The 23,132-nt window shown below is 65.0% G+C and carries 21 protein-coding genes; 16 read left to right on the top strand and 5 right to left on the bottom strand.

The features are described 5' to 3' along the window. Window positions 1–396 precede the first annotated feature (396 nt). From ACLQ7E_RS00510 to guaB, 5 genes are all read left to right on the top strand, one after another. A complete protein-coding gene (locus tag ACLQ7E_RS00510; RefSeq protein WP_411730561.1) occupies window positions 397–1,221 on the top strand; it encodes a hypothetical protein in 825 nt (274 codons plus the stop codon). 314 nt (window positions 1,222–1,535) lie between these two features. Then, a complete protein-coding gene (locus ACLQ7E_RS00505; protein ID WP_411730560.1) occupies window positions 1,536–3,179 on the top strand; it encodes a glycoside hydrolase family 10 protein in 1,644 nt (547 codons plus the stop codon). A gap of 178 nt (window positions 3,180–3,357) precedes the next feature. Beyond that, a complete protein-coding gene (locus ACLQ7E_RS00500; RefSeq protein ID WP_411730559.1) occupies window positions 3,358–3,642 on the top strand; it encodes a hypothetical protein in 285 nt (94 codons plus the stop codon). Continuing rightward, window positions 3,627–4,442, top strand: a complete 816-nt coding sequence (locus ACLQ7E_RS00495) for an HTTM domain-containing protein (RefSeq protein WP_411730558.1) — start codon at window positions 3,627–3,629, stop codon at window positions 4,440–4,442. The genes ACLQ7E_RS00500 and ACLQ7E_RS00495 overlap by 16 nt, the downstream gene beginning before the upstream one ends. Before the next feature lie 125 nt (window positions 4,443–4,567). Then, window positions 4,568–6,073, top strand: coding sequence for an IMP dehydrogenase (guaB, locus tag ACLQ7E_RS00490; RefSeq protein WP_411730557.1), 1,506 nt, complete (start codon window positions 4,568–4,570; stop codon window positions 6,071–6,073). 181 nt (window positions 6,074–6,254) lie between these two features. Here the strand turns inward: guaB and ACLQ7E_RS00485 are convergent, their stop codons facing one another. The 3 genes from ACLQ7E_RS00485 to ACLQ7E_RS00475 all read right to left on the bottom strand — a co-directional run bounded on the left by ACLQ7E_RS00485 (window position 6,255) and on the right by ACLQ7E_RS00475 (window position 10,046). Further along, a complete protein-coding gene (locus ACLQ7E_RS00485; RefSeq protein ID WP_411730556.1) occupies window positions 6,255–7,787 on the bottom strand; it encodes a putative bifunctional diguanylate cyclase/phosphodiesterase in 1,533 nt (510 codons plus the stop codon). Next, on the bottom strand, window positions 7,784–8,230 hold the full coding sequence (locus tag ACLQ7E_RS00480) for a hypothetical protein (RefSeq protein WP_411730555.1): 447 nt from the start codon (window positions 8,228–8,230) through the stop codon (window positions 7,784–7,786). The genes ACLQ7E_RS00485 and ACLQ7E_RS00480 overlap by 4 nt, the downstream gene beginning before the upstream one ends. Window positions 8,231–9,035: 805 nt before the next feature. Continuing rightward, window positions 9,036–10,046 (bottom strand): hypothetical protein, encoded by a 1,011-nt coding sequence (locus ACLQ7E_RS00475; RefSeq protein ID WP_411730554.1) that lies wholly within the window; start codon window positions 10,044–10,046, stop codon window positions 9,036–9,038. Window positions 10,047–10,296: 250 nt separating this feature from the next. On the opposite strand from ACLQ7E_RS00475, the gene ACLQ7E_RS00470 reads away from it, so the two are divergent. From ACLQ7E_RS00470 to ACLQ7E_RS00460, 3 genes are all read left to right on the top strand, one after another. Then, window positions 10,297–10,452: a hypothetical protein gene (locus tag ACLQ7E_RS00470; protein ID WP_411730553.1), complete on the top strand. Its 156-nt coding sequence runs from the start codon at window positions 10,297–10,299 to the stop codon at window positions 10,450–10,452. A gap of 401 nt (window positions 10,453–10,853) precedes the next feature. Then, complete coding sequence (locus tag ACLQ7E_RS00465; protein ID WP_411730552.1) at window positions 10,854–12,290, top strand: glycosyltransferase family 2 protein; 1,437 nt, start codon at window positions 10,854–10,856, stop codon at window positions 12,288–12,290. Next, complete coding sequence (locus ACLQ7E_RS00460) at window positions 12,291–12,521, top strand: hypothetical protein (protein ID WP_411730551.1); 231 nt, start codon at window positions 12,291–12,293, stop codon at window positions 12,519–12,521. A gap of 720 nt (window positions 12,522–13,241) precedes the next feature. On the opposite strand, the gene ACLQ7E_RS00455 is transcribed toward ACLQ7E_RS00460, so the two are convergent. Further along, the gene (locus ACLQ7E_RS00455) at window positions 13,242–13,751 is read right to left on the bottom strand and encodes a VanZ family protein (RefSeq protein WP_411730550.1); all 510 of its coding nucleotides are present in this window, start codon (window positions 13,749–13,751) and stop codon (window positions 13,242–13,244) included. Window positions 13,752–13,913: 162 nt separating this feature from the next. On the opposite strand from ACLQ7E_RS00455, the gene ACLQ7E_RS00450 reads away from it, so the two are divergent. After that, a complete protein-coding gene (locus tag ACLQ7E_RS00450; protein WP_411730549.1) occupies window positions 13,914–14,453 on the top strand; it encodes a GNAT family N-acetyltransferase in 540 nt (179 codons plus the stop codon). A gap of 33 nt (window positions 14,454–14,486) precedes the next feature. Here ACLQ7E_RS00450 and ACLQ7E_RS00445 read toward each other — a convergent pair whose 3' ends face one another. Beyond that, window positions 14,487–15,287 carry a DUF427 domain-containing protein gene (locus tag ACLQ7E_RS00445; protein ID WP_411730547.1) on the bottom strand — a complete coding sequence of 267 codons (801 nt, stop codon included), beginning with the start codon at window positions 15,285–15,287 and terminating at the stop codon, window positions 14,487–14,489. Between the two features lie 267 nt (window positions 15,288–15,554). Between ACLQ7E_RS00445 and ACLQ7E_RS00440 the strand changes: the two genes are divergently transcribed. The 7 genes from ACLQ7E_RS00440 (at window position 15,555) to ACLQ7E_RS00410 (ending at window position 23,035) form a co-directional block, all read left to right on the top strand. After that, window positions 15,555–17,135, top strand: coding sequence for a J domain-containing protein (locus ACLQ7E_RS00440; protein WP_411730546.1), 1,581 nt, complete (start codon window positions 15,555–15,557; stop codon window positions 17,133–17,135). 118 nt (window positions 17,136–17,253) lie between these two features. Next, entirely contained in the window at window positions 17,254–18,072 is an 819-nt protein-coding gene (locus ACLQ7E_RS00435; protein ID WP_411730545.1) for a class I SAM-dependent methyltransferase, read from the top strand. A 151-nt stretch (window positions 18,073–18,223) separates the two neighbouring features. Then, window positions 18,224–19,468, top strand: a complete 1,245-nt coding sequence (locus tag ACLQ7E_RS00430; protein WP_411730544.1) for a DUF4872 domain-containing protein — start codon at window positions 18,224–18,226, stop codon at window positions 19,466–19,468. A gap of 101 nt (window positions 19,469–19,569) precedes the next feature. Beyond that, window positions 19,570–20,715 (top strand): GuaB3 family IMP dehydrogenase-related protein, encoded by a 1,146-nt coding sequence (locus ACLQ7E_RS00425; protein ID WP_411730543.1) that lies wholly within the window; start codon window positions 19,570–19,572, stop codon window positions 20,713–20,715. A 239-nt stretch (window positions 20,716–20,954) separates the two neighbouring features. Further along, window positions 20,955–21,455 carry a PTS sugar transporter subunit IIA gene (locus ACLQ7E_RS00420; RefSeq protein ID WP_411730542.1) on the top strand — a complete coding sequence of 167 codons (501 nt, stop codon included), beginning with the start codon at window positions 20,955–20,957 and terminating at the stop codon, window positions 21,453–21,455. A 252-nt stretch (window positions 21,456–21,707) separates the two neighbouring features. Further along, on the top strand, window positions 21,708–22,574 hold the full coding sequence (locus ACLQ7E_RS00415; RefSeq protein ID WP_411730541.1) for an SURF1 family protein: 867 nt from the start codon (window positions 21,708–21,710) through the stop codon (window positions 22,572–22,574). Next, on the top strand, window positions 22,571–23,035 hold the full coding sequence (locus ACLQ7E_RS00410; RefSeq protein WP_411730540.1) for a DUF3817 domain-containing protein: 465 nt from the start codon (window positions 22,571–22,573) through the stop codon (window positions 23,033–23,035). The genes ACLQ7E_RS00415 and ACLQ7E_RS00410 overlap by 4 nt, the downstream gene beginning before the upstream one ends. Window positions 23,036–23,132 lie beyond the last annotated feature (97 nt).

Genomic DNA, 23,132 nt, shown 5'->3' with positions numbered 1-23,132 from the left:
GCACATTGGAGATCTTGATTCCCAGGAATGGAAAAGAAAATGACCGAAAGTTCGCCTGGGCACCGATTGCCGAGAGTTTCCCAGACCTCGCCGGGGATTGATTCTTGGTGTTATTGGTCAGGGAAGCCAGGGGGGCTAAATTATCCGTGATGAAGCATTGCGGACCTGTTGCGTACGACGTGGTCTGTCCGCACGTTGGCGGCAACGGGTTCGTGGACCCGGACCAGTCCCACCCCGCCAGGAGCCACGCCAACGTTACAGCCGCCCAAAGAGAACCTCATCTGCGCGCTTGCCACGCGTGGTGGTCGGTTCTAACACGCAGTTGACGTGAGACACTCGTAATATGTCTTGGGGACCAAAAAAATATACATCTGTTACAGAAAAATGCTCTTTCGAATGGCGAAAGGTGATTGTTATTTTCCGGGCTGTGCTAGGAAAATCATTGAAGAAATCGACGGTGAGCCAATAATGGCCGCGAGCATCGACCATATTCGTGGCGTGGAAGTTGGGTCTGCGCGCTATGGCAAGGCGATGAAAGGGACGGAACGGTCGGAGTTCGGTAACCTGATCCTCTTGTGTACGTCCCACCACAAGGTCTTGGACCGGATGCACCCGGAAGATTTTCCGGTGGATTTATTGGAAAGCTGGAAGAACGAGAAAGAAGCGGGCAGCGGAGAAGAGATTCTTGAAACACTGACCGAGTCGAATCTGGAAGAAATCCTAACCACGGCATTTACGAATGCAGGTCCACGCCGCGAGATCCACGTTGGATTAGCCGCGGCATTCATGATGCCTGGAAACTCGTTCAAAATACCTTTCGAGCACCTGGCCGAGACCGTTAAAGCGGCCAGTCGTATCACGGTGCAGTCACATACAGTGTGTGTCACGATCACGAACTCGGATTCACGCGATGTGTGGCTCGACGACGTTTCCATCCGTTACATGCTCGGATCGTTGACTGCGCCAGGTCGTGCACCGGCTATTTCTTACCGAGGTAGAAACGTATTTGCTTCACTAAATCCTCAGACGCCATGCCGGATCGCGCCGGGTGATTCTGTGGTCTGGATGATGAAACTTCAGGCCCTTCTGGAATTCCGCGAGGCGGTCTTGGCGGACGGGGGAACCGTTTCCGGATTCTTCGCAGCTGCCCGTTTGTGCTCGGGCGAGAAAGAAGAATCAGCTGTGGTGGATTGGGCACACGCGGAGTTGGACATCATTTGAGGACAGTTGTCCGAGGCCAGTCGGGCCAGTCGGGGCAACCGGCATTGGGTTGGACTGGCCGACGGATCAGCTATGTCGATGCCGCTGTAAACGATCGATCGGGCGGGGCGGACGTTTTGGCGAAATAGATGAGTTCGGCAACCGCATGCGTCCCCGGGGCATGAGGCAACGCGTAACCAAAGTGCCGCGCAAGCGTGACGCCGAAGGCCTTTCCCGGCATCACGGCGCGGCGTAACGTTGCCTGCAAGCGGCCGAACGAACCTGCCCGGCCGTGCCCCTTGTGCACCATCGGAGGCAACGCCATGAAATCGGAAATGGCACCATCGTCCTTGGCCCTTGCGCATCCCTTGAGCCGGCGGGCCGTGCTCTCGGCGGCCGTGGCAACCCTGGCCGGGGCCGCGCTGGGCCCCGGACTCATCGTGGCCCCCGCCGCTGCGGCGGTGATCCGCAACCACATCTACACCGTCTCCTCGCGCAACACCTTCACTTCCACGACCTACCCGCGCACCGAGTTCCGCGCGCTGTGGACCGCCAGCGTGGTCAACATCGACTGGCCCTCGAAATCCGGGCTTTCCGCGGCGACCCAGCAGGCCGAATTGCGCTCGGTCCTGGACCTGGCGCTCTCGCGGAACCTCAACGCCGTGTTTCTGCAGGTCCGCCCCGCAGCGGACCGGATGTGGATGTCCACCCTCGGGGAGCCATGGTCCAAGTACCTCACCGGCACCCAGGGCAAGGACCCCGGCTACGACCCGCTGGCCTACGCGATTTCCGAGGCGCACAAGCGCGGGATCGCCCTGCACGCCTGGATCAATCCCTTCCGCGTGTCGATGGACACCTCGCTCACCTCGCTGGTGGCCAGCCACCCGGCGCGGCTGAACCCGAGCTGGTCCTTCGCCTACGGCCCGCGGCGCTACTACAACCCCGGGATCCCGGCGGTGCGCACCTACATCCGCAACGTGGTCATCGACATGGTCAAGCGCTACGACGTGGACGGGGTGCACTTCGACGACTACTTCTACCCCTACCCGGTGGCCGGTAGCTCGATCCCGGACTCCTCGACCTACAACACCTACAAGGGGTCCTTCACCTCCATCTCTTCCTGGCGCCGAAACAACATCAACGTGTTCGTCCGCGACACCCACAACGCCATCCGGGCAGCCAAGCCCAGGGTCGTGTTCGGCATCAGCCCTTTCGGCATCTGGGCCAATAGTTCCTCCAGTACCCTGGGCTCGGCCACCAGCGGGCTGGAAAGCTTCTATGCCCTCTACGCCGACACCCGGCGGTGGGTCAAGGACGGCTGGGTCGACTACATCGCGCCGCAGCTCTACTGGTACCAGGGCTACACCGTGGCCAACTACAACGTGCTGGTCGACTGGTGGGCCAAACAGGTTGCAGGGACCAACGTCAAGCTCTACACCGGGGAGGCCGCCTACAAGGTCGGAGACCCCAACACCGCGGCATGGCAGGACCCGAACGAGCTGCGCGACCACGTGACCAAGTGCCGCGCCGTGCCGGCGGTGCGCGGCCAGGCGTACTACAACACCACCGCTTTCAGGGCGAACAAGCTCAACGCCATCGGGATCCTGAAGGCACGGCATTACGCGCGGCCGTCCCTCCCGGTTCCCTATGCGCAGCTGAACGCCACCCGCCCGTACACCCCGACCATCACCAAGGCCGTGCGCGAGGGCACCGGGGTACGGTTGAGCTGGACCTCCAGTTCCAGCGGCGAGCCGCTCAAGCTCATCGCGATCTGGCGCTGGGAGTCCACCGGCTCCGTCGTCCCGTACATCCAGTCGACCGCCACCTACCTGCGCGCCGTGCGCCGCCGCACCACCTCGGCCCAGTCCTGGCTGGACTCCGGCGTGGTGCTCGGGCACTCCTACTGGTACATGATCCAGTCGATCAGTCAGACCGGGACCGACTCCTTGCGTGCCACCGCGATCTTCATCAGGGCGTGACGAATCCCTCGTTCGGGGGCATGGCTCCGATCATGGCATTGGGGGATGTTGGGGAATTTGCGCCGGTAACGGCTGCGAGCGTCAATGGCGGCACGGACACGATCGCCACGGGTGCCTCGCCGCCCGCGCGATCGAGGCTGCTGTTGCGCGGGATCGTCGTGTCCGCCGCCGTGGGGTGATGCTGCTTGGACCGCTGCTGGCCACGGGCGGTGAGGGCCCGCAGCGCTTTGGCTGGAACATGTACGCCCGGTATGTGTCCGTGCCCGAGGCCGAGGTGAGAACCGTCGAGGGGACGAAGGAGCAGGTTTCCCTTCGGGAGGTTGTCTCCGGGCTGCGGATCGAAATCGACTACTTCGCACCCTCCGCCGAATTCCTCTGCCGCACCCGGGACGATGTCCTAAGCGTGCGCGTGTGGAACGAAACCCCGGCGCGCGAGGAGGTCTTTCCATGCTCCGGATTCTGAGTCGCACCATCGACGCCAGGCCCCTGGCCATGGGCAGGATCCTCGTGGGGCTCGCCTCCCTGATCGTGGCCACCGAGTGGTTTTCGACGCTCGGCCGGCTTTCCACCGGCACCCGGCTCTCGCTGCCCTACTTCGATTCGATGCCGGCCATCGGGCAATCCGCGGTCTTGGCCATGTTCGGAGTTGCCATGGTGGCGGGCCTCGGAGCGGTGCTGGGGATCGCCGGGCGCCTGCCGATGATCCTCGTTTGTGCCACGTCAGTGGCGGCGCTGGCGGCGGATAAGCAGGCGTTCAGCAACCACCTGGTGCTGCTGGCCCTGCTCGCGCTCTACCTGTCTTTCAGCGGGGCAGGCCTGACCCTGAAAGTGGGGGCGTGGAATCGGGAAGTCCAGGTGCCGTATTGGCCGGCCTTCCTGGTGAAGGTCCAAATCACCACCGTCTATGCGTGGACGGCCATCTCGAAGATCAACGAGCAGTTCCTGTCGGGGGAGGTCATCGGCCACCACCTGCGCGACTGGGTCCCCGTCTCCCAGCAGCTGCTACCGCTCCTGGCGCTCGGCAGCGTGGGGGCGGAGCTGTTCCTGTCAGTGGCCCTGTGGATCCCCGCGCTGCGGCCGATCGCGTTCCTGGTCGGTGCAGGGTTGCACCTGGGCATAGTGCTGATGCTCACCACCGCGATGCCACTGATCGCGTTCGCGCTGATCATGCTGGCCGGGTACGTGTTGTTCGCCCACGATGCCCTGCGCGGACGCAGGGCCAAACAGGGAATCCGGCCCGAACGCCGGGCGCTCGCCGGGTAGCCGCACGGCCGCGCTGGATCGCCGCGAAACGTTGCGTTCGCCACACCACCGATGCGGGGAATGTCGCTTGGGGGTGAAGCGTTCTAGGATGTAATCAATCCCCGCACCGGCGTGAAAGGTCCCCCGTGACTGAGTTCAACCCATTTGCCTTTGAAGGCCTCACCTACGACGACGTTTTGCTGCTTCCCGGCCCGACGGATGTGATCCCTTCGGAAGCCGACACCAGCACGCGCCTGACCAAGCGGATCAACATCAACATCCCGTTGCTTTCCGCGGCAATGGACACCGTGACCGAGGCCCCGATGGCCATTGCCCTGGCCCGCCAGGGCGGCATCGGCATCATCCACCGCAACCTGTCCATCGAGGACCAGGCCAACCAGGTGGACCAGGTCAAGCGCAGCGAATCGGGCATGATCACCAACCCGGTGACAGTGAACCCCGGGGCGACGCTGGCCGAATGGGACGACCTGTGCGCGCACTACAGCGTTTCGGGCCTGCCGGTGGTGGATGAGAACCGCAAGCTGCTGGGCATCATCACCAACCGCGACACCCGCTTCGTGCCGCGCGAAAACTACATGACCACCAAGGTCTACGAGGTCATGACGGCCATGCCGTTGATCACCGCCCGGGTCGGCGTAAGCCGCGAAGAGGTCATCAACCTGCTGGGCAAGCACCGCATCGAGAAGCTGCCGCTGGTCGACAACGACGGCCTGCTCCAGGGATTGATCACCGTCAAGGACTTCGACAAGGCCGAGCAGTACCCGCAGGCCACCAAGGACGACGAGGGCCGCCTGCGCGTCGGCGCCGCCGTTGGCTTCTTCGGCGAGGGTTATGACCGCGCCATGAAGCTCATCGAATCAGGTGTCGACGTTCTGGTGGTGGACACCGCCAACGGCCACTCCCAGGGCGTGCTGGACATGATCGCCCGCCTGAAGAAGGACCCCGCGGCCAAGCACGTGGACGTCATCGGCGGCCAGGCAGCAACCCGCGAGGGTGCCCAGGCACTGATCGACGCCGGCGCCGACGCCATCAAGGTCGGCGTGGGCCCGGGCTCCATCTGCACCACCCGCATCGTCGCCGGTGTTGGCGTACCGCAGGTCACCGCCATCTATGAGGCGGCCAAGGCAGCCATCCCTGCAGGCGTTCCGGTCATCGCCGACGGCGGCCTGCAGCACTCCGGCGACATCGGCAAGGCACTGGTGGCCGGCGCCGATTCGGTCATGCTCGGCTCCCTGCTGGCAGGCACCGCCGAGTCCCCGGGCGACCTGGTCTTCATGAACGGCAAGCAGTTCAAGGCCTACCGCGGCATGGGCTCGATCGGTGCCATGGAAACCCGCGGCAAGAACACCTCCTTCTCCAAGGACCGCTACTTCCAGTCCGACGTGCCCTCCAACGAGAAGCTGATCCCCGAGGGCATCGAAGGCCAGGTCCCGTACCGCGGCCCGCTCTCGGCCGTGGCACACCAGCTGGTCGGCGGCCTGCGCCAGACCATGTTCTACGTCGGTGGACGCACCATCCCCGAGCTGAAGAACCGCGGCAAGTTCGTGCGCATCACCGCCGCGGGCCTGAAGGAATCCCACCCGCATGACATCATGATGACCGTCGAGGCGCCGAACTACCGTTCGCGCTAAGACTTCGTCTGATGTGAAGGCCCCGGCCACCGGCTCCCGCAACGGAAGCCGAGGCCGGGGTCTTCGGCGTTTGTTGGTCTCGGGCCGAAGGACCGCCCGTGGCCGGATACGGGTGTTGGAGTTACCTGCAGTGGCTTGTTCCCGCGCCTCGTTGGCCGAATCGGGGCGGCGCAACACGCGCTCATCTGCACTGGCGCAAGACTTCCGCGAATCCCTTTGCTTCGAGGGGGCGGCCGTAGAGGAATCCCTGTACCGTGCCGAAGCCCATGGCCTTGAGTTGGTCGGATTGCCCGCTGGTTTCGACGCCTTCGACCACGCATTGCAGATCGCAGGCGTTGATCAGGTCGAAAATGGCCCGGAGAAACCTTTGCGGCTTGGTATCGATGGCGATGTCTTGAACCAAGGACCTGTCAATCTTGACCCCCGCGACCGGCAATTGCCTCAGGTAACTGATCGAGGAATAACCGGTACCGAAGTCGTCGATGAACACCTCCACACCCATGTTCCGCAAGGCCAAGAGCGTGTACTGGTGCAGGTTGTCACCTGACATCAGCCGATTCTCGGTGATTTCCAGGGCCAGGACGTTGGCAGGAAGATCATGTAGTCGCAAAGCCGCGCGGATAAGATCCGGGAAGCCGAGATGATGCAGTTCCCGTGAGGTGACATTCAAGTGCACCTTGAATTCTGCGTCCACGATTCCCAAAGCCCGCCAGCCGGCCAAGTCGGCCAGCGACCTGTGGAGCATGCACTCCGTGAGTTGCCCAATCATTCCCGATTCCTCGGCCACGTGCAGGAACTCACCCGGTCCGATCAGGCCATGGCCCTTGCGCTGCCACCTGACCAAGGCTTCCGCTCCAAGGACACCCTCACCATCAAGTGAGTGCAGCCCTTGATACACCGGAATGAACTCGTTATTTCCCAGCGCCGATTGCAGGTCGGTAATCATTTGGGCCCGCTGTCTGCGTTCATGAAGCATGTAGGGCTCGAACTCAACCACCTTCTCGGTGTTCGACCGCTTTGCCACGTACATGGCGGTATCGGCTTCAATCAGCAATTGGTCTGCGGCATCGTTTGCCTCGGCCCGGACCATTCCCAAACTCGCGCTCGGGGAGAGGTGAATGCCGTCGATAATCATGATCTCGTTCATGGCCGAAACGATTCGCTGTCCTATCTCCATCGCCCCGTGCTCGGGCATGGGGATCAAGACGGCGAATTCGTCACCACCGAGTCGGGCGACGAAGTCTTCGGACCGCACCGACGCGCTCAATCTAGCGGCAAGGTTGCGCAGCATCTTATCGCCCATGTCATGCCCATAGGTGTCATTGATGCTCTTGAATGCATCCAGATCCAGCAGCAAGAGAATGGGTGCTGTCTGTCCTTCGCCAATGCCCTCAATGGCGGAATCGACCTCGCGTACGAGGGCCGAACGATTGGCCAGTTGCGTCAACTGGTCGGTGTAGGCCATCTTCGTCATGTTATCTCGAGCGATTTCAAGCATGTGGGTTCGTTCGGACACTCGCCGGTCAAGCGTGGAATACGCACCCTGAAGTTCGCCCACCATGGCATTTATTCCCACGATGATGGCATCGATTTCGTCGCGCTGGCGGCTCGGCTGCAACAAGGTGCCAAAATCCATGTCGGCAATCCGGAGGATGGCGTCGACGATTTGCCTGATGCGGGGATCTGCCCCCGGCGCCTGCCACACCACGGTCATGGCTTATAGAGGAAGGCGATGGCTTCCTCCCGCCCCTCGACATAGGCACACAGGTGCTCAGGATGGAGGTTGCGCATGAAGAATCGGGCCAGAACCTGATCCGCCGGGCCCGAACCAAGCAGCGCCACGCGAACATTTCTTGAGAACTTGCTAAAGACACGGGCAACATCCGTATCGACATTGCTGAGTCCGGAAATGTTGGCCAAAAGATGCCCCGTCTTGGTTTCAAGACGGGAGGTGAGCGCGTTCAAGATGTCCTGCACCATGGATATCGTCAGCACCGTGCCAGGCGTGAAGCTCACTTCGAGCAAGTCATCGTCGAAATAACGAATCTGGACGTGTGGTTGCGTGCTTTTCCAGAGCAGTTGTGCCGCTCCGGGCGCCACCACTTCCGATGCAGTAGCCGGCTCCAACGTATCCGTGGAATCACCCAGGATGGTCATGGGGATACTTCACCCAAATGGGCTTGCGTGGAATGTCCCCGCCGGGTAGTTCGCGGTTGAGGGTGTGGATCGCCTTGGGACAACCAAGCCGAACAATTCGTGTTCCCCGGCTTCGCGACCGGATACGGCACGGGTTTGGCCTTGCGCGCCAGGTTGGCTACTGGCAGGGGTCGCGAGTGTTTCCCTGCGCACCATATGCATGTCTGCAAACCTAGCCCGGAGCCAGTCGAATCACTATCCAGCATCATCAAAACTATTTGCCCCCAAGCAAAATACTGTCGACCTTGATCTAATCAAAGCCGAGATTACCGCGTCTGGCCTTGATCATAACGCACGATTCCAGCCAGGTTTGCGCAACGTCACACTGAGCAATGCGACGCCGGGGTTACCGAACGAGTGACGGTTTCCCTATCCATGCCTGGCACCGCGTCGCAAATGCCCTGTTCGATTCCCCAAATAAGTAGTGTTCACCGTCCTTTGTTACGCGGCCTGGTCGGCGGGATACGCAAAAAGTCAAACGCATTTGGGGTTCGGAATCAGCTACGGGTGCAGGTTCTGGGGCGTGGCCAGACTCCGGTTCTTCCTGCCAACGACGCCGGAGCGTCCAATGGTCTCCGGGTGGCCAAGGCCATCCACGAAAATGAGGGACCGGAAACCCCTTGGGAAGCGAACCTCCGAGGTAGTGTGGCGGCCCCGGGTTCAAAGCCCGGATAGTGGGTCCAAGAGCACTGCGCTTTTGCCGTTGAGCCTTCCGACCAGCTGACTGGTAAGCGGCAAACTGGCAAGCGAAACAGGCTCTTCTCAGTTAGACCGCGGGTCCCTGGCGATCTCTGCGCTCAAGATTGGCCATGGAGTCTTGGATTCGGCCCGCGTTGCCGCGTTCACGCTCGGCCTCCGAATGGCGGCCCAGGTCGGCGAGGATCTGGGCCCAGAGGACATGGGCCGAAGCGTCTTCCAACACTTGGCCCTCATCGGTCGATCTGGTGGCCAGCTCCAAAATTTCGCTCGCACGGGCCAGCTCGCCCGTGGCGACATTCCAGCGCGCCCGTGTCACGGAGAGGCCAAGGAGTTCCGATGCGCTGCCCCCGATAATGCCGTAGGCCAATTCGGCCCGTTCGATGCAATCGTGTGTCTTCTCATTGGCGACACCTGCCTGCAACTGCATATCGGCGCTGGCCTTGTTGAACCTGGCCCACACATGGATGTCATTGGCAAGCCGCAGGAATCCAGCTGCCCGGCCATGGTATTCCATTCCCTCGGAGGTCTGGCCGTGGGCGAAGGCCAGGTTTCCAAGCGTCCAGTATCCGTGCCCCGCCAATTGCGCGTCCGAGATTTCACCCAGTGTCTTGGCCAGCAGTTCACGCAGCCCCCACGCCTCGTCGATCTTGTCAGCCTCGACCAGGCTGGCAATGAGCGACTGGCAGGCCTCGGCCCGTATGCGGAAACTTCCCTTCACGGACTCCAGCGTAGCCAGCGCCTGGCGTGCACTCTCGATTGCCGGTCCATGATTTGACTGATTTCGCAGAGCGGCGGCTCGCAATATCAGGGTCTTGGCCTTCAGCACCGGGTCCAGTTGGACTATTGGGGAGTCGAATAGCAGCTCAGTAGTTTGCAGCGAAGCGCCATAGGCGCCGGCGAGAATCTGGCATGTTCCGAGGATATGCAGGAATTCGCACTGCTTTTCTGCGTTCCCGATGGCACCGTAGGCACGAACGCATTCGTCGGCGGCAGCTGCAATTAGTTGCTGATCCCCTGAAAGCCTTGCTTTTCTGTAGCCAGCTTCAACACGGGCAGATTCTGACTCGGGCGAACTCAATGGCATTTCTCAATTATGCGTCATGGTGGCACCCCCTGCAGCGGCCTTAACACGGGATGGCCGCCGGCGGACCTGCTTCGCCTGCAAGCTCAGCGGAGGCAGGGACTTCACATTTCAAATTAAGGGCAAATCGTTACAGGTGAGCATTACAATCGACCTTTGGGGTGCCGGTTCCTTTATGGGCCGTCGACATATACGGGCCCGACGCCGCCCCACTTGACGAATACCAATCAATTGAGACGGAGTCACCGTGAAGAAATTCGTAGGTTCAGTATTGGCGACCATGCTGTTTGCAGGAGCCCTGTTCGTGGGTGGAGCTGCGGATGTCCAGCAGAGCCACACCGATGAAGCAGCCCAGGCCGCCGGCATTAGCCGAACCTTGGGCAACAACAACTGGCCGCTGTAGCTGTATGCCGATGGCTCGGGCAATCGCCCGGGGCCTTGCACTCGGAGACCTTCGTTCGGTGAGAGGGGCCAGAATGTGTTCCATATCGGTGGGCGCAGCATCCCGGGTCTGAAGCAATCGCGCAGGCACAACAACAGGATGACCGACCGGGACCCGAACCAGGGTTCACATTGGTTCCGGGTCTGAATCGCAGGTTCTCATAGTTGGTCCGGATCGGACCACTGCGGGAGCCTGCATTCTGTTGGCTGGGCTGGTTTGCTACTCCGGCACAGGCATTCGCCAAATTGCCGAGAACAAGTCGACGTCCGGTCCCGCAGTCCCGGACAGTGATCTTGGGTGGACACCGGGTACGTGTATCGGTGGGAACGGGCACCAGCGCCCGGACTGGTAGCATTCCCCCCATGCGAGAAGCAAAGTTGCGGCGATCGGTGGGGATCGTCATCGCGGCGTGCGTGTGTGGCGCTGCCGGAGTGCTCTGGATGGTCGCGGCCGCTGCCAAGCCGACGGCAATCGAAAATCCCATACACCGGATGACCCTGGGGATCTGGAACATCCTATACAACGGGCAAGCCCCTGGGCTTGTGGTGCTTCTGGCCGCAGTTGCCCTGGCCACGGTGCTGGCAGTCGGCGTCGGTGTGGCGGACTGGCGCATTGCCACGCGGACGCGACGCTCCTCAAATGTCGAATCTGCGCCGCTCGCGCCAAAGATCGTGATGATGGAAACCCGTGGTGTCTATGCCGGCCCAGTTACCGTCACGGTTCTGATCCCGGCGCACAATGAGGAAGCTTCGCTGCAGGCCACCATCGACTCACTGATGGCGCAGTCGCACCCGCCGGAGCGCGTGGTTGTGGTGGCCGACAATTGCACCGACTCAACCGTTGCCCTGGCCATTCGGGCGGGCGTCGGGGTCTTCGAGACGGTCAGCAACACCAAGAAGAAGGCCGGTGCCCTCAATCAGGCGCTCATGGCGAGGCTCCACGACCTGGCGGAAAATGACGTCGTGATGGTCATGGATGCCGATACGATCCTCGATGACAAGTTCCTGGAGGTGGCGCGCAAGCGTTTCACCGACGACCGGGCACTGATGGCGGTGGGCGGACTTTTCTACGGGGAAGTAGGCCATGGGCTGCTTGGACAGTTCCAGCGAAACGAGTACATCCGGTACGCCCGAGAGATGAAGCGTCGACGCGGACGAGTCTTCGTGCTCACCGGCACTGCCTCGATGTTCCGTCCCCGGGCGCTGCGTACCGTCGCAGAGAGACGAGGCACGGCGCTGCCCGGCACAAACGGCGACGTCTATGACACCACCGCGCTGACCGAGGACAACGAGGTCACCATCGCACTGAAGTCCCTCGGCGGCCTGATGATCTCCCCGGCGGAATGCACCGTGGTCACCGAGCTGATGCCCACATGGCGCATGCTGTGGGCGCAGCGGCTTCGCTGGCAAAGAGGGGCCTTGGAAAACATCGGAGCCTATGGCGTCACCCCGCAGACCCTGCGCTATTGGGCCCAACAGTTGGGCATCGGGTACGGCGTCATCGCCTTGGCCGCATATCTCGTGCTCATAGTGGTCACGTTGCTGTCCATGGACAATTGGATTTGGTTCCCGTTCTGGATGGGGTTGGGGCTGGTCTTCATCATTGAACGTGTCGTGACCGTGTGGAAGGGCGGATGGCGCGCACGGCTGCTGGCGATGACGTTGTTCCCTGAACTGCTCTTCGACTCGTACCTCAACGTGGTCTACGTGAAGGGCGTTGTGGACATCGCCCTGGGCCGGCAGGCGGACTGGAAACATCTTGCCCATAACCGAACCAGTGAAGAGTTGGAGGTGGCCTAAGTGATTTCACTTTCTTCGAGATCTGGCTTTCCGACCGGGATCTTGCTGCCGGAGTCTGTGATGCGAACGGATCTGTTCACTATCTTGATGATGTTCGTGGCGATCAATACGCTGATCTATGTTTCCCTCGCGGTGGCCAAGATTCTACCGAAAATACACCCCACGGACTGGGTGCGGCGCCGTGGCCGGCGCTCTGAAACCCGCAGCATCGACCCTGACGCGCCCGTGTAGGGCCGCAAGCCAAAAGAGGATAGCCAGGTCGGTGCGTGGCTGCAGTGGTCCGCTCGGGCAAGTTGGCGTTTGATTTGTGGCATGCGACGAGAGTCCGGACTGCCATGTGGAAAGGGGACTCGGTTGCCTAGGGTTTTCAGTCTTAGGGCATCCGGTGACACATTTCGTCCGGCCCCGAGGCTTCTCTATGCAATGCAAGGACCCGAACCCCGACCGCGGGGGGCGAGACTGTACTGCGTCTGGCATGGGCGTTATCCAACTGTTTGCGAATAGTAATGCCAAAGCAGTTGGGCATGACAACAAAACGTAGGTAGGCTGGGGGACTGGTCCTGCCTCCCCCAAGCGCAGGGCCATGTCGGAAGTAGCTGGTTACCCCCAAGTGCCAGTTCCTTCCAAGGGAGATACACCGCAGACCCCAAGCTGTCGGTTCTCCGGGCAGGGTTTTGCTGATACGTCAGCGGGTCCCTGCCCCTTCCTTTTGCCATGTGACGCTACGCCAAGCAGCATGGTGATGAAAGCATTCCTGCGGCATTTCCCATACTCGACTTGGGGTGCCAAATACTTGTTAGTCCCGGGCCGACTACTTGCTCCGTGTACGCGAGAGGCCCCGAATCCCTGCGTCCCCGGCCCCGAGCAGCCGGTGAAGCCCTTCGAGTCCGAGGACGTCGTGGTTTGGACCCGGGTCCACGACAAAACACATTGCCTGACGGAGGGAAGTGTCTATGCGATCGTTGACCGACGCGATGCGTTGCCGGTGGCTTCCGGTTCCGGTGTGGCCGCCAGCCCGTGGTTCCCAGCCGTGGCCGCAGACAGCCTGCGTCGCAGGTGCATGGAATGCAGCACCGCAAAGATCACCGCGCCGAGGGCCGCTCCGGCGGTGTTGGCCACGACGTCCAGGAACGAGCCAAAACGGTTCGGCAGCAGTAGCTCCTGGCCGAGCTCGATGAGGAAGGACGCGGCGAGGCCCGCGGCCAGCGGGTGCCACCACTTCCTGGTCCAGGCCGCCACGATGTAGCCGAACGGCATGAAAAGCAGGATGTTCGCGCCGAACTCGATCTTGTTGTAGCCGATGAACGAGGGCATGCCATGTGCATGCAGCCACCCGATGAGACCGGTCAGGCTCCCGCTGACCGGACGATCCACCGGGGTCGGCCAAAAGGCGATCAGCACCAATGCAAGAAGATAGGCAACTGCGAGGATGGCGGCGAAACGAACATGTGGTTTGGTCATCGGACTCAGTCGGGGTGGAGGGAATCGTGGAGGTGGCACGGCCGGGAAAAACACGGCTCGGCGCCGAGCCCAGTTTACGCCACGGCAACAGCCGGCGCCCGGTCCCGCGGGGGAACCGGCCGCCGCGGGAAGACGGGTGTGCCGGGAGCTCGGATTGCGTCCATGGAGACCGCCGCGAACCCGACACCACACGCCGCCGAGGTGCGCGATGCGATCGAAGAGGACGCCTCGGCCCTCGCGGAAGCCCTCGTCAAGGCGTGGCGCGCCGCCTATGCCGGCATCATCGAAGCCGGATTCCTGGACGGGATGAACGTGGAACTCATCACCGGGCGGTGGTCCCTGACCTTGGCCGGAGGAACCGTTTCCCGCCCGATCGTGGCGGTGGTCGGCGGGGAAGTCGTGGGCTTCTGCCAGTTCGGCGTGCCGCGGGACGAGGCGGCCACCGGCGTCGGTGAACTTTATGCCCTGAACCTGCTGCCTGCCTGCTGGGGCCGCGGGCTGGGGACCCTGCTCCTGCGCGAGGCGTCCAACCGGTTGTGCGCGGCCGGATATTCCGAGGCCTACCTCTGGGTGGCCGACGGGAACCAGCGGGCCATCGACCTGTACCTGCGCCATGGCTGGCACGACGCGGGGAGGACCAAGGCAGAGCGGCGCTTCACCCCGCCGCTGTTGGAGCGCCGGTTCCGCATCGGGCCCGACTGACCAGGGCCCCGTCCCGGGTGCGCCGGGCAACGGTTACCGGAAGGGCGAATCCGGACGGCCCAGGCGGTGCCCGTCAACCAGAAGGTCGGTGCGCTCGTGGTAGAAGGCGACCAACCCTGCGATCGCAGCGGATTCGGGCAACGGCTTGGCGTAGCTCCAGGCGACGTTCCGGCCCCCACTCGCCGGGGCCCAGTAGTTGGCGGTTCCCTTGTACGGGCACATGCTCGAGGTCTCGGTGGCCACCAGCACATCCCACCTCACCTCCGCGGACCTCAGGTAGTAGCGCGGCGGAAGGAGCGTTTCGAAGAGCACGACCGGGTGCGCGGACTCGGCCAGCACCATGCCTTCGAGTTCCACGCGCACGGCCCTGCTGCTGGGAATGATGTCGATCCGGCAGAACGGGTCCCGCGGGTGGGCGTGGATGGGCTGATCCTCTTCCAACCAGTCGAACGCCCGGAAATCAAGGAGCACCATGCCCGGCAGGTCCGGATCCGCCAGCCGGAAGGCTGCCGCTTCAAGCGCGTGCCCGGGGACCTGGACGTCCAGGGCGGTGCCGTCGGAGGTGTGCAGCGCAAAGGCGTCGTCGGGCGTCAGCACCATGGCCTCGTCCGGGGCACGCATTGCCTCCGCCCGGGATTCGGCAAGGTCGGCCAGCACGTCGGTCTCCGGCACGGCGTAGATCGGCACGGTTCGCCGCGGTTCCCAGATCAGCACCGCGTGCGTGGTGTCCAGGACGGGCTGCCCGCCGAGGCTCGCACGAACCCGCTTGGAGGTCGGTTCGTACCTCAGGGTGGGCAATGCCTGGTTCAACAGGTGTGAAATTCGGGTGGCCACGGCGCCAGTATGCGCCCCGCCCGCCGCGGGGTCAACGCCGAGAAGCGTCCCGGGCCAGGGGACCGGGCGGCGCCCCGGCTCCCGGGCGGATGCCCCCGGATGAAGGGGGGTGGGTGCACAATCGCCCAACCCCTGCACAAACCGGCCGCATCTTGGTATGTTCGGGTGAACATCACGGATGCAACTCGCGGTCTTGGGGACCGCGAATGGGGGGATGGGGGGCGTCATGGTCGGTTGGGGATCCGTTGGCCGACGGGGTGCAGCAACGTGAACGGGGCCAACCACTATGCCGTGCTCGGGGTTGCCGTCACGGCGCCGCTGGCGGTGATCAGGGCCGCGCACCGCGCCCAAATGCGTGAACACCATCCCGACGCGGCCACCGGCAGCGAGGCCATGGCCAAGGCCCTGAACGAGGCGCTGCGGGTATTGCAGGATGCGAAGCTGCGTGCAGCCTACGATGCAACGCTTTCCCTGGACGGCGCGGCCGCCACCGGGAACCGCCGCGATGCCACCAAGGCGGAGGCCGCTGGATACTCCCGCAGCTCCCGGGCTGCGGCCACGACCGAAGCCGAACGCCAGGCCCGGGCGGCCCGCGTGCAGGCCCAGGCGCGTGCCGCTGCCGCCGACGCGGTGAAGCGGGAGCGGGAACGGGACGCTGCCAGGGCCCGCCGGGAAGCCGGGGCCCGGGGAAACGCCAGGTGGTTTGCCCGGCAGGATCCAACGCGCCTGGCCGGCCTCGACGTCTTTGCGCGCAGCGACATCAGGCTCTCCTCCATGCGCTGGCACATCAGTGAATACCCGCCGCTGAACATCCGGGAGGCCCCGCGCCGGCGATCGGTGCTGCCCCGGATATTTGCCTGGCTGTTGCTGGCCATCAACACCGTGTTGGCCTGTGCGCCCGCGCTGGTCGCCGCCCGGGGGAACCGCGCGCCCGCGGCAACGGCGATCCTGCTGCTGCTTCTGGTTGCCGTTCCGGCGCTTCTGGGCGGGTGGGCGCGGGCACGTGGCCGCGGGGGACCCTGGCCGGTTCTTCCCTATGTTCTGTTCCTCGCCTATGCCGGCGGCTTCCTGGTCCCGGCGCTCGCCGGCGGACCCGGTTCGAGCCCAGGGCCGCTGCTCTGGCTGGGCTCCTTTGTGCTGATGGTCGAAACCTTCCGGGCGACCGCGGCCCCGCGCCGCCGGCAGGCCGGGACGCTGTTGGACCAGAACCAGATCCGGGGGCGCGTGCTCTGGGAATTCGGCCCGGCTCCGGAAGCGGAAGCTGATCGGGCCGAAGGCGCCGCCGGGGACGGAACCGGGGGATCCCGGGTCGGGGAAATCCTCACCGGGCAGCTGCTGGGGAGATTGGACCGCCTGCCCGGAAGCCGGACGATCCACCCGCTGGCCTTCCCCGCTGACCCGCGCCGGAAGGTCGGCCATGGCGTGCTCTGCGGCAATCGCCTGGCCCTTCTCGACTCCGTGCATTGCCCGGGCGGCCAGTACTTTTGGTGGGACGGCAGGCTGGTGGGAAAACTGCCCGGCCGCGGGACGGAGGAAATCGAGAACCCGTTTCCGCTGGCCGTGGCTGGATATCGCCGGCTGTTTCCGGAGCTCCAGGTGCGCGGCTGGTCGGTGTTCCACTCCAGCGACGGAACGCAAATGCTGACCAACAACCAGGCTTCCGGAGAGCTGCCGCGTCTGGCCACGGCGGACATGGCGCTGCGCGAGGTGGGCGACTGGCTGGCCGCCGGGGAACCACACATCGTTGACCGGGACGCCTTTTCGCGCCTGGTGCTCGGCTTCGGCCGGGGCGAACTCCTTCCAGACGGGCCATCGGGCGCGACGGCAGGCGGGAAAGGGACCGGATAAAAGGGGTATCGGCCACCGGTGACTCAGCGGTGTCCCGGGCCTATCATGGGGACAACCCATGGGCACGCCACGCCGCGGGAAGCGGGGGTGCACGCCCATACGTCGCAAGGAGCCCACGATGCGCGACACCGATCAATCCATCAGCCGGTACGCCACGGGGGACGCGCGCGAGCGGCTGTTTGCGGCGCTGCGGGCCTCGGGCCTGGTACCGGAGGTCCTGCAGCCCGACGCCCTTGCCGAATCCGACCAGTTCCATTCCGGCGGCACTGCCGCCACCGGGGACGTGGCCCGGGCGGTGGGCATCGGGCTGGGCACCCGGGTGCTGGACGTGGGCAGCGGAATCGGCGGCCCCGCGCGCTTTTTTGCGCAGCTGGGCGCGGTGGTCACCGGCGTGGATGTCACCGAGGAATACGTGCGCCTGGCCCGGGAACTGAACGCCGCCTGCGCCATGGCAGGTTCGATCACCATGCTCCTGGCCCCGGCGCAGGACACCAAGCTGCCTGCGGGCTCCTTTGACGCGGCGGCCATGCTGCACGTGGGCATGAACCTGGCCGACAAGCAGGCGGTGTTCACCGAGGTGCATCGGCTGCTGCGCCCCGGGGGAGTGTTCGGGGTCTATGACCTGATGGGCACCAACACGCTTGGCTATCCGTTGCCGTGGGCCGACGCGGCGTCGGCGTCGTATGTGGAATCCGACGAGTCCTACGTCAACCACCTGCGCGCCGCGGGGTTCATCGTCACCGAGAACACGGACCGCAGCGCGGCGGTGCTCAAGCAGATGGCCGAGGAAGCGGCCGCCGAGCGCCTGTCCCCGACGCCGCTGGGCGGCCTGAACCTGCTGGGATCCGACCCCGAAGCCCGGGTTGCCAACGAGTTGGCCGCCTTTAAATCCGGTGCCCTGGCGCCCCGGCTGCTCATCGCGGTGCGCCCGGTCTAGCGCCAATTCCCCTTCCGAGGAGCCGGAGCGCCCGCACGGGCGCGGTGTTTGCCTCCGGCTGCCCCACGTAGAATGTGTCACTGGCGCTGCCTCCCTGGCGTGCGGGAGAAACCCGCGCCTGCGCGCACACGCAACACATAAGGAGCACACCGTGGCCCAACCGAAGAACCTGAAGAAACTTACCCGCACCCGCATGGATCGCACCGGCGAAAGCTACACCACCGCCCGCAAGGCGATCCTGTCCGCGACGCCGAACCGCCCGGCCAGCACCGAGGACGCCGCCGCCGCGGCCGCGGCAGCCGAAGAGGCCGAGCTGCCCGAATACCCGGCCCCGGAAAACGTCGTCCAGTACGATGCCGGGCTCTGGCACCGGGTGCTCACCCAGGCCGGGGTGACCCACCCGCTGACCGGCGAACCGCTCTCCGAGGCGCTGCTGGCCGGGCTTGCAGGCGGCATCGGCTTCATGGCGTTCACCTTCGTCTACGAGGAAGTGACCACCGCAACCGTGGTCACCCGGGCCCACCCGGAGCCCTACACCGCCAACCTGCTGGCCCGCTGCGGGGCCACGCTCAGCGAGCGCACCACCGGCAGCGCCCGCCTGGCCGCCGACTACCTGGACGCCGGGCTTGATGCCGGCCGCGCCGTGGTGGTCCGCGCCTCCGTCGCCGCCCTGCCCTGGATCGACGCCGACGCCGTCGAGGAATCCGACTCCATCGACCTGGTGGTCGTTGGCGAACACGAAGATGACCTGCTCATCGACGACGGCTCCGGCTCGCTGACCCCGATTGCGCCTGCGGACCTGGCCCTTGCCCGCGGCAAGCGCAAGAAGGACAAGCACTGGCAGGCCTGGGTCCCGGAAAGCACCGGCCCCGACGCCGCCACGCTGGCCGCCAACGTGCGCGAGGCCATCGCGCAGACCACCGGGCGCCTGCTGGGCACCAGCGAGCTGGAGGGCATCCCCGCGCACTTCGCCAAGAACTTCGGCGTCCTGGGCATGAACAACTGGGCCGAGAAGCTGCGCGACACCACCACCGCCAAGGGCTGGACGCGGATCTTCGCCGAGCCCGCCCGCCTGGAATCGGGCCTCGGCCAGATCCTCGGCTTCCTCACCGACACCCGCTTTGGCGGACTCGGCGCGCTGCGCGGCCAGTACGCCGACTTCCTCACCGAGGCCGCCACGCTGCCCGGGCTCGAGCCGCTGGGTGCCCATGCGGCCGACTACGCGCACCTGGCCCAGGACTGGATCGTCTTCACCGACCTGATCGACCCGGCCATCGATCCGCAGAAGCGCTCCGCGCACTTCGCCGAGCTGGCCGACCAGCTCGAGGTCATCGCCGCGGCCGAGGAGCGGGCGGCAACAGCGCTGGCCGACACCCTGGGCGCCCTGGGCGACTGACCGCCCGAATCGGCGTTTCGCCCCCCATGAGGCACGTCACGCAGGCGGGGAGCGGGTCCGGCGAAAGCCCGTCCCCGCCGGTGGGCTGATAGGGTGGTGCGGTGACTTACGAGATTGAAATCGGCCGCTCCAAGCGCGCAGCCCAGGCGTACTCCCTCGACGATGTGGCGATTGTTCCCGACCGCCGCACCCGCGACCCGCAGGATGTCTCGGTGGCCTGGCAGATCGACGCCTATAAATTCGAGACCCCGATCCTGGGCGCACCCATGGACTCGGTGATGTCCCCGGCCACCGCCATCGCGCTGGGCAAGCTCGGCGGCCTGGGCGTGCTGAACCTCGAGGGGCTGTGGACCCGCTACGAGGACCCGGCCAAGGTCCTCGAGGAGATCGCCGCCCTGCAGTCAGCCAACGGCGGGCACTTCGACCCGGCCATCACCGCACGGCTGCAGGAGCTTTACACCGCGCCGATCCAGCCCGAGCTGATCACCGCCCGACTGGCGGAAATCCGCGACGCAGGCGTGACGGTTGCAGGCTCGCTGACCCCGCAGCGCACCCAGGAACATTACAAGACCATGCTGGCCGCGGGCGTTGACGTCTTCGTCATCCGCGGCACCACCGTCTCGGCCGAGCACGTGTCCAAGACGCACGAGCCGCTGAACCTCAAGCAGTTCATCTACGAGCTCGACGTCCCGGTGATCGTGGGCGGCGCCGCAGGCTACACCCCGGCGCTGCACCTGATGCGCACCGGTGCCGCCGGCGTGCTGGTGGGCTTCGGCGGCGGCGCCTCGGGCACCACCCGCCGCGCGCTGGGCATCCACGCGCCGATGGCCACCGCCATCTCCAACGTTGCAGCTGCCCGCCGCGACTACCTGGACGAGTCCGGCGGACGCTATGTGCACGTGATCGCCGACGGCGGCCTGGGCACCAGCGGCGACATCGTCAAGGCCATCGCCATGGGCGCCGACGCCGTGATGCTGGGCACCGCGCTGGCCCGCGCCGAGGAAGCCCCGGGAGCCGGCTGGCACTGGGGCATGGAGGCCACGCACGAGAACAACCCGCGCGGGGACCGGGTCAAGGTCGGCACCGTGGCACCCCTGGAGCAGCTGCTCTTTGGCCCCTCGCACCACACCAACGGCACCTCGAACATCGTGGGCGCGCTGCGCCGCTCGATGGCCACCACCGGGTACTCGGACCTGAAGGAATTCCAGCGCGTCGACATCGTGCTCTCTCCCTACGAGGCCGACTAGCACCGACCGCCAACGGCGACCGGGTACGATCCGCCCTTCCTCCAAGGAAGCGGCGGAACGCACCCGGTCGTTGTGCGTAAGGGCACATCCTTGCCACCCGCCAGGCGTCCGCGCCGACACGGCCCGAAGACCCCGCCGCGTGCCGGGCGCGGGCCCGTGTACGCTACAAAACAGCGGCGCACCCCCTGGGCGCGCCGCCCTTCCCGACCGTTCGCCACCACCTTCCCCGAATCGATGCCATGACCCCCACCCAGCCGACGCCTGCAGTCGAGGACACTCCAGGGCTGACCACCGCGGCCATGGTGGTCCTTGAGTTGGCCGCACCCACCCGCGAGGAGGCGGTCGCCGTCCTGGCCGAAAGGCTCCTGGCCGCCGGCCGGATCGCCGATTTGCCCGGCTTCCTCTCCGATGTCCACCGCCACGAACACCAGCTGGCCACCGGGCTTCCCGGCGGCATCGGCCTGGCCCACGCCCGCAGCCCATTCGTCCAGGCACCCAGCATCGCGGTCGGCGTGATGGCCTACGGCCACGGCCTGGACTTCGGTGCCAAGGACGGCGCCGCGCACGTGGTGCTGCTGCTGGCCACCCCCGCATCGAGCTATTCCGGACACCTGATGATGCTCGCGGCGCTGGCCCGTTCGCTGGCCAAGGAGTCCTTCCGCGAGTCCCTGCGCCGCGCCAACGACGCCGGGGTCATTGCCGAGCTGATCAACTCGACCGTCGACTTCTCCACCGTCTGACCCGGGAACCGTCTGGGCCCGGCCCCGGAGCGCGATCTTCGCGCACCGCCCGCCGCGGGTGTAATCCGCGCCACATTGGCGCCCCAAATCACCTGGGGGACTCCCTCTGCCGGGCACGACCGTGACCCTGGCTGCGGCCGGGAATGCGCACCCTGGCCTGCCTCGCGGGGCGGCTGCGCACCGGCGCGAACGACCCGGGGCCACATTTCGTTCCATTGGCTCTTGCACACCCACTCGAAGTACGGTGGTAGTGTGCTGAAAACTGCCCTCAAACCCCGTTGGATCCTGGCCTTGGTCGGCGCCCTCGTAGTTGCCACCGGCTTCGTCCTGCTGAGCCAATGGCAGTTCAACCGGTCCCAGACCGAGGCGCCGCCGCCGGTGACCACCACCGAGCGCGTTGTTCCGCTCACCGGACACGTCAAGCCCGCCGTCGACCTGTTGGCCCGCGACGCCGACCAGATGGTCTCGGCCGCCGGCACCTTCCTGCCCGGCAAGCAGGTCCTGGTGAAGAACCGCATCGAGGATTCGCGGACCGGCTACTGGGTGGTCGCCGCGTTCAAGATTTCCGGCGCGCCCGATGGCAACATCATCCCGGTGGTGCGCGGTTGGCAGCCCGACGACGCGGCCCCGGCCCCGGCGCCCGCAGGAACGCTGGAAATCACCGGCCGGCTGCTGCCCACCGAGGCCCCGGTCTCCCAGGACGCCGGCCAGAGCGCGTACGCCTCGCTGTCGGTGGCCGAACTGATCAACGTGTGGGACGTGCCCTCCTACAGCGGCTTCGTCGTCGCATCCAGCGTGAGCGGCGCCGACGGGGCCGATGTTTCGGCCGCGGCGACAGGGCTTCTCCCTGTCCATGTCGGCCCGCAACCCCAGGAACGCCAGATCAACTGGCTCAACATCTTCTACGGCATCGAGTGGGTCGTCTTCGCCGGCTTCGCGGTCTTCCTCTGGTACCGGCTGGTGGCCGACGACTTCCGCCGCCAGCAGGAGGACATCGCCGATGCCGCAGCCCTGGCCGCAGGCCTGGACCCGGCGACCGTGTACCAACGCCAGCTCCACCACGAGAACCCGACGCCAGACTCCCCGAACCTCGAATCCCAACACAAGGACCAGTTGTGACAGAAGAAAACTCCGCCCCCAAGGTGCGCCGCTTTGCCGGCACGCCCTCCCAGATCCGCAGCGCCGCCACCTTCTACAAGGTGCTGGCCTACGCCACCGGCGTGATGCTCTTGCTGCTCTGCGCCGAAATGATCGTGAAGTACTTCTGGCACCTGGAGCTTTTCATCGGTGGCACCCTGCTCGATGGCGGTTCCAATGCCGTCGGCCTGGTCAACCGCGCCGACATCGCCGGCGGCGTCAATATCTCGCTGGCCATCCTGATCATCCACGGCTGGATGTACGTCGTCTACCTGCTGGCCGACTTCCGCCTGTGGTCCCTGATGCGCTGGCCGTTCAGCCGTTTCATCACCATCGCCCTGGGCGGCGTCGTGCCGCTGCTCTCCTTCTTCATGGAGAAGAAGGTCCACGGCGAGGTCGACCGCGAGCTGGCCTCGCACCCGCAGGCCGCCAAGCGATACTGACAACGCAATACGCCGCCAGGGGGCAGTCTTCGGATGCGCCTAGTGGGCCTACCAAGACCCCCCCGTTTTTATTTGCCCCCCACCCACGCCCGTTACG

It is taken from the genome of Paeniglutamicibacter sp. (genome assembly GCF_046714615.1).
Lineage (GTDB): Bacteria > Actinomycetota > Actinomycetes > Actinomycetales > Micrococcaceae > Paeniglutamicibacter.
Note: the sequence above shows the minus strand (reverse complement) of the source record. Positions and strands in the feature narration are given on the sequence as shown.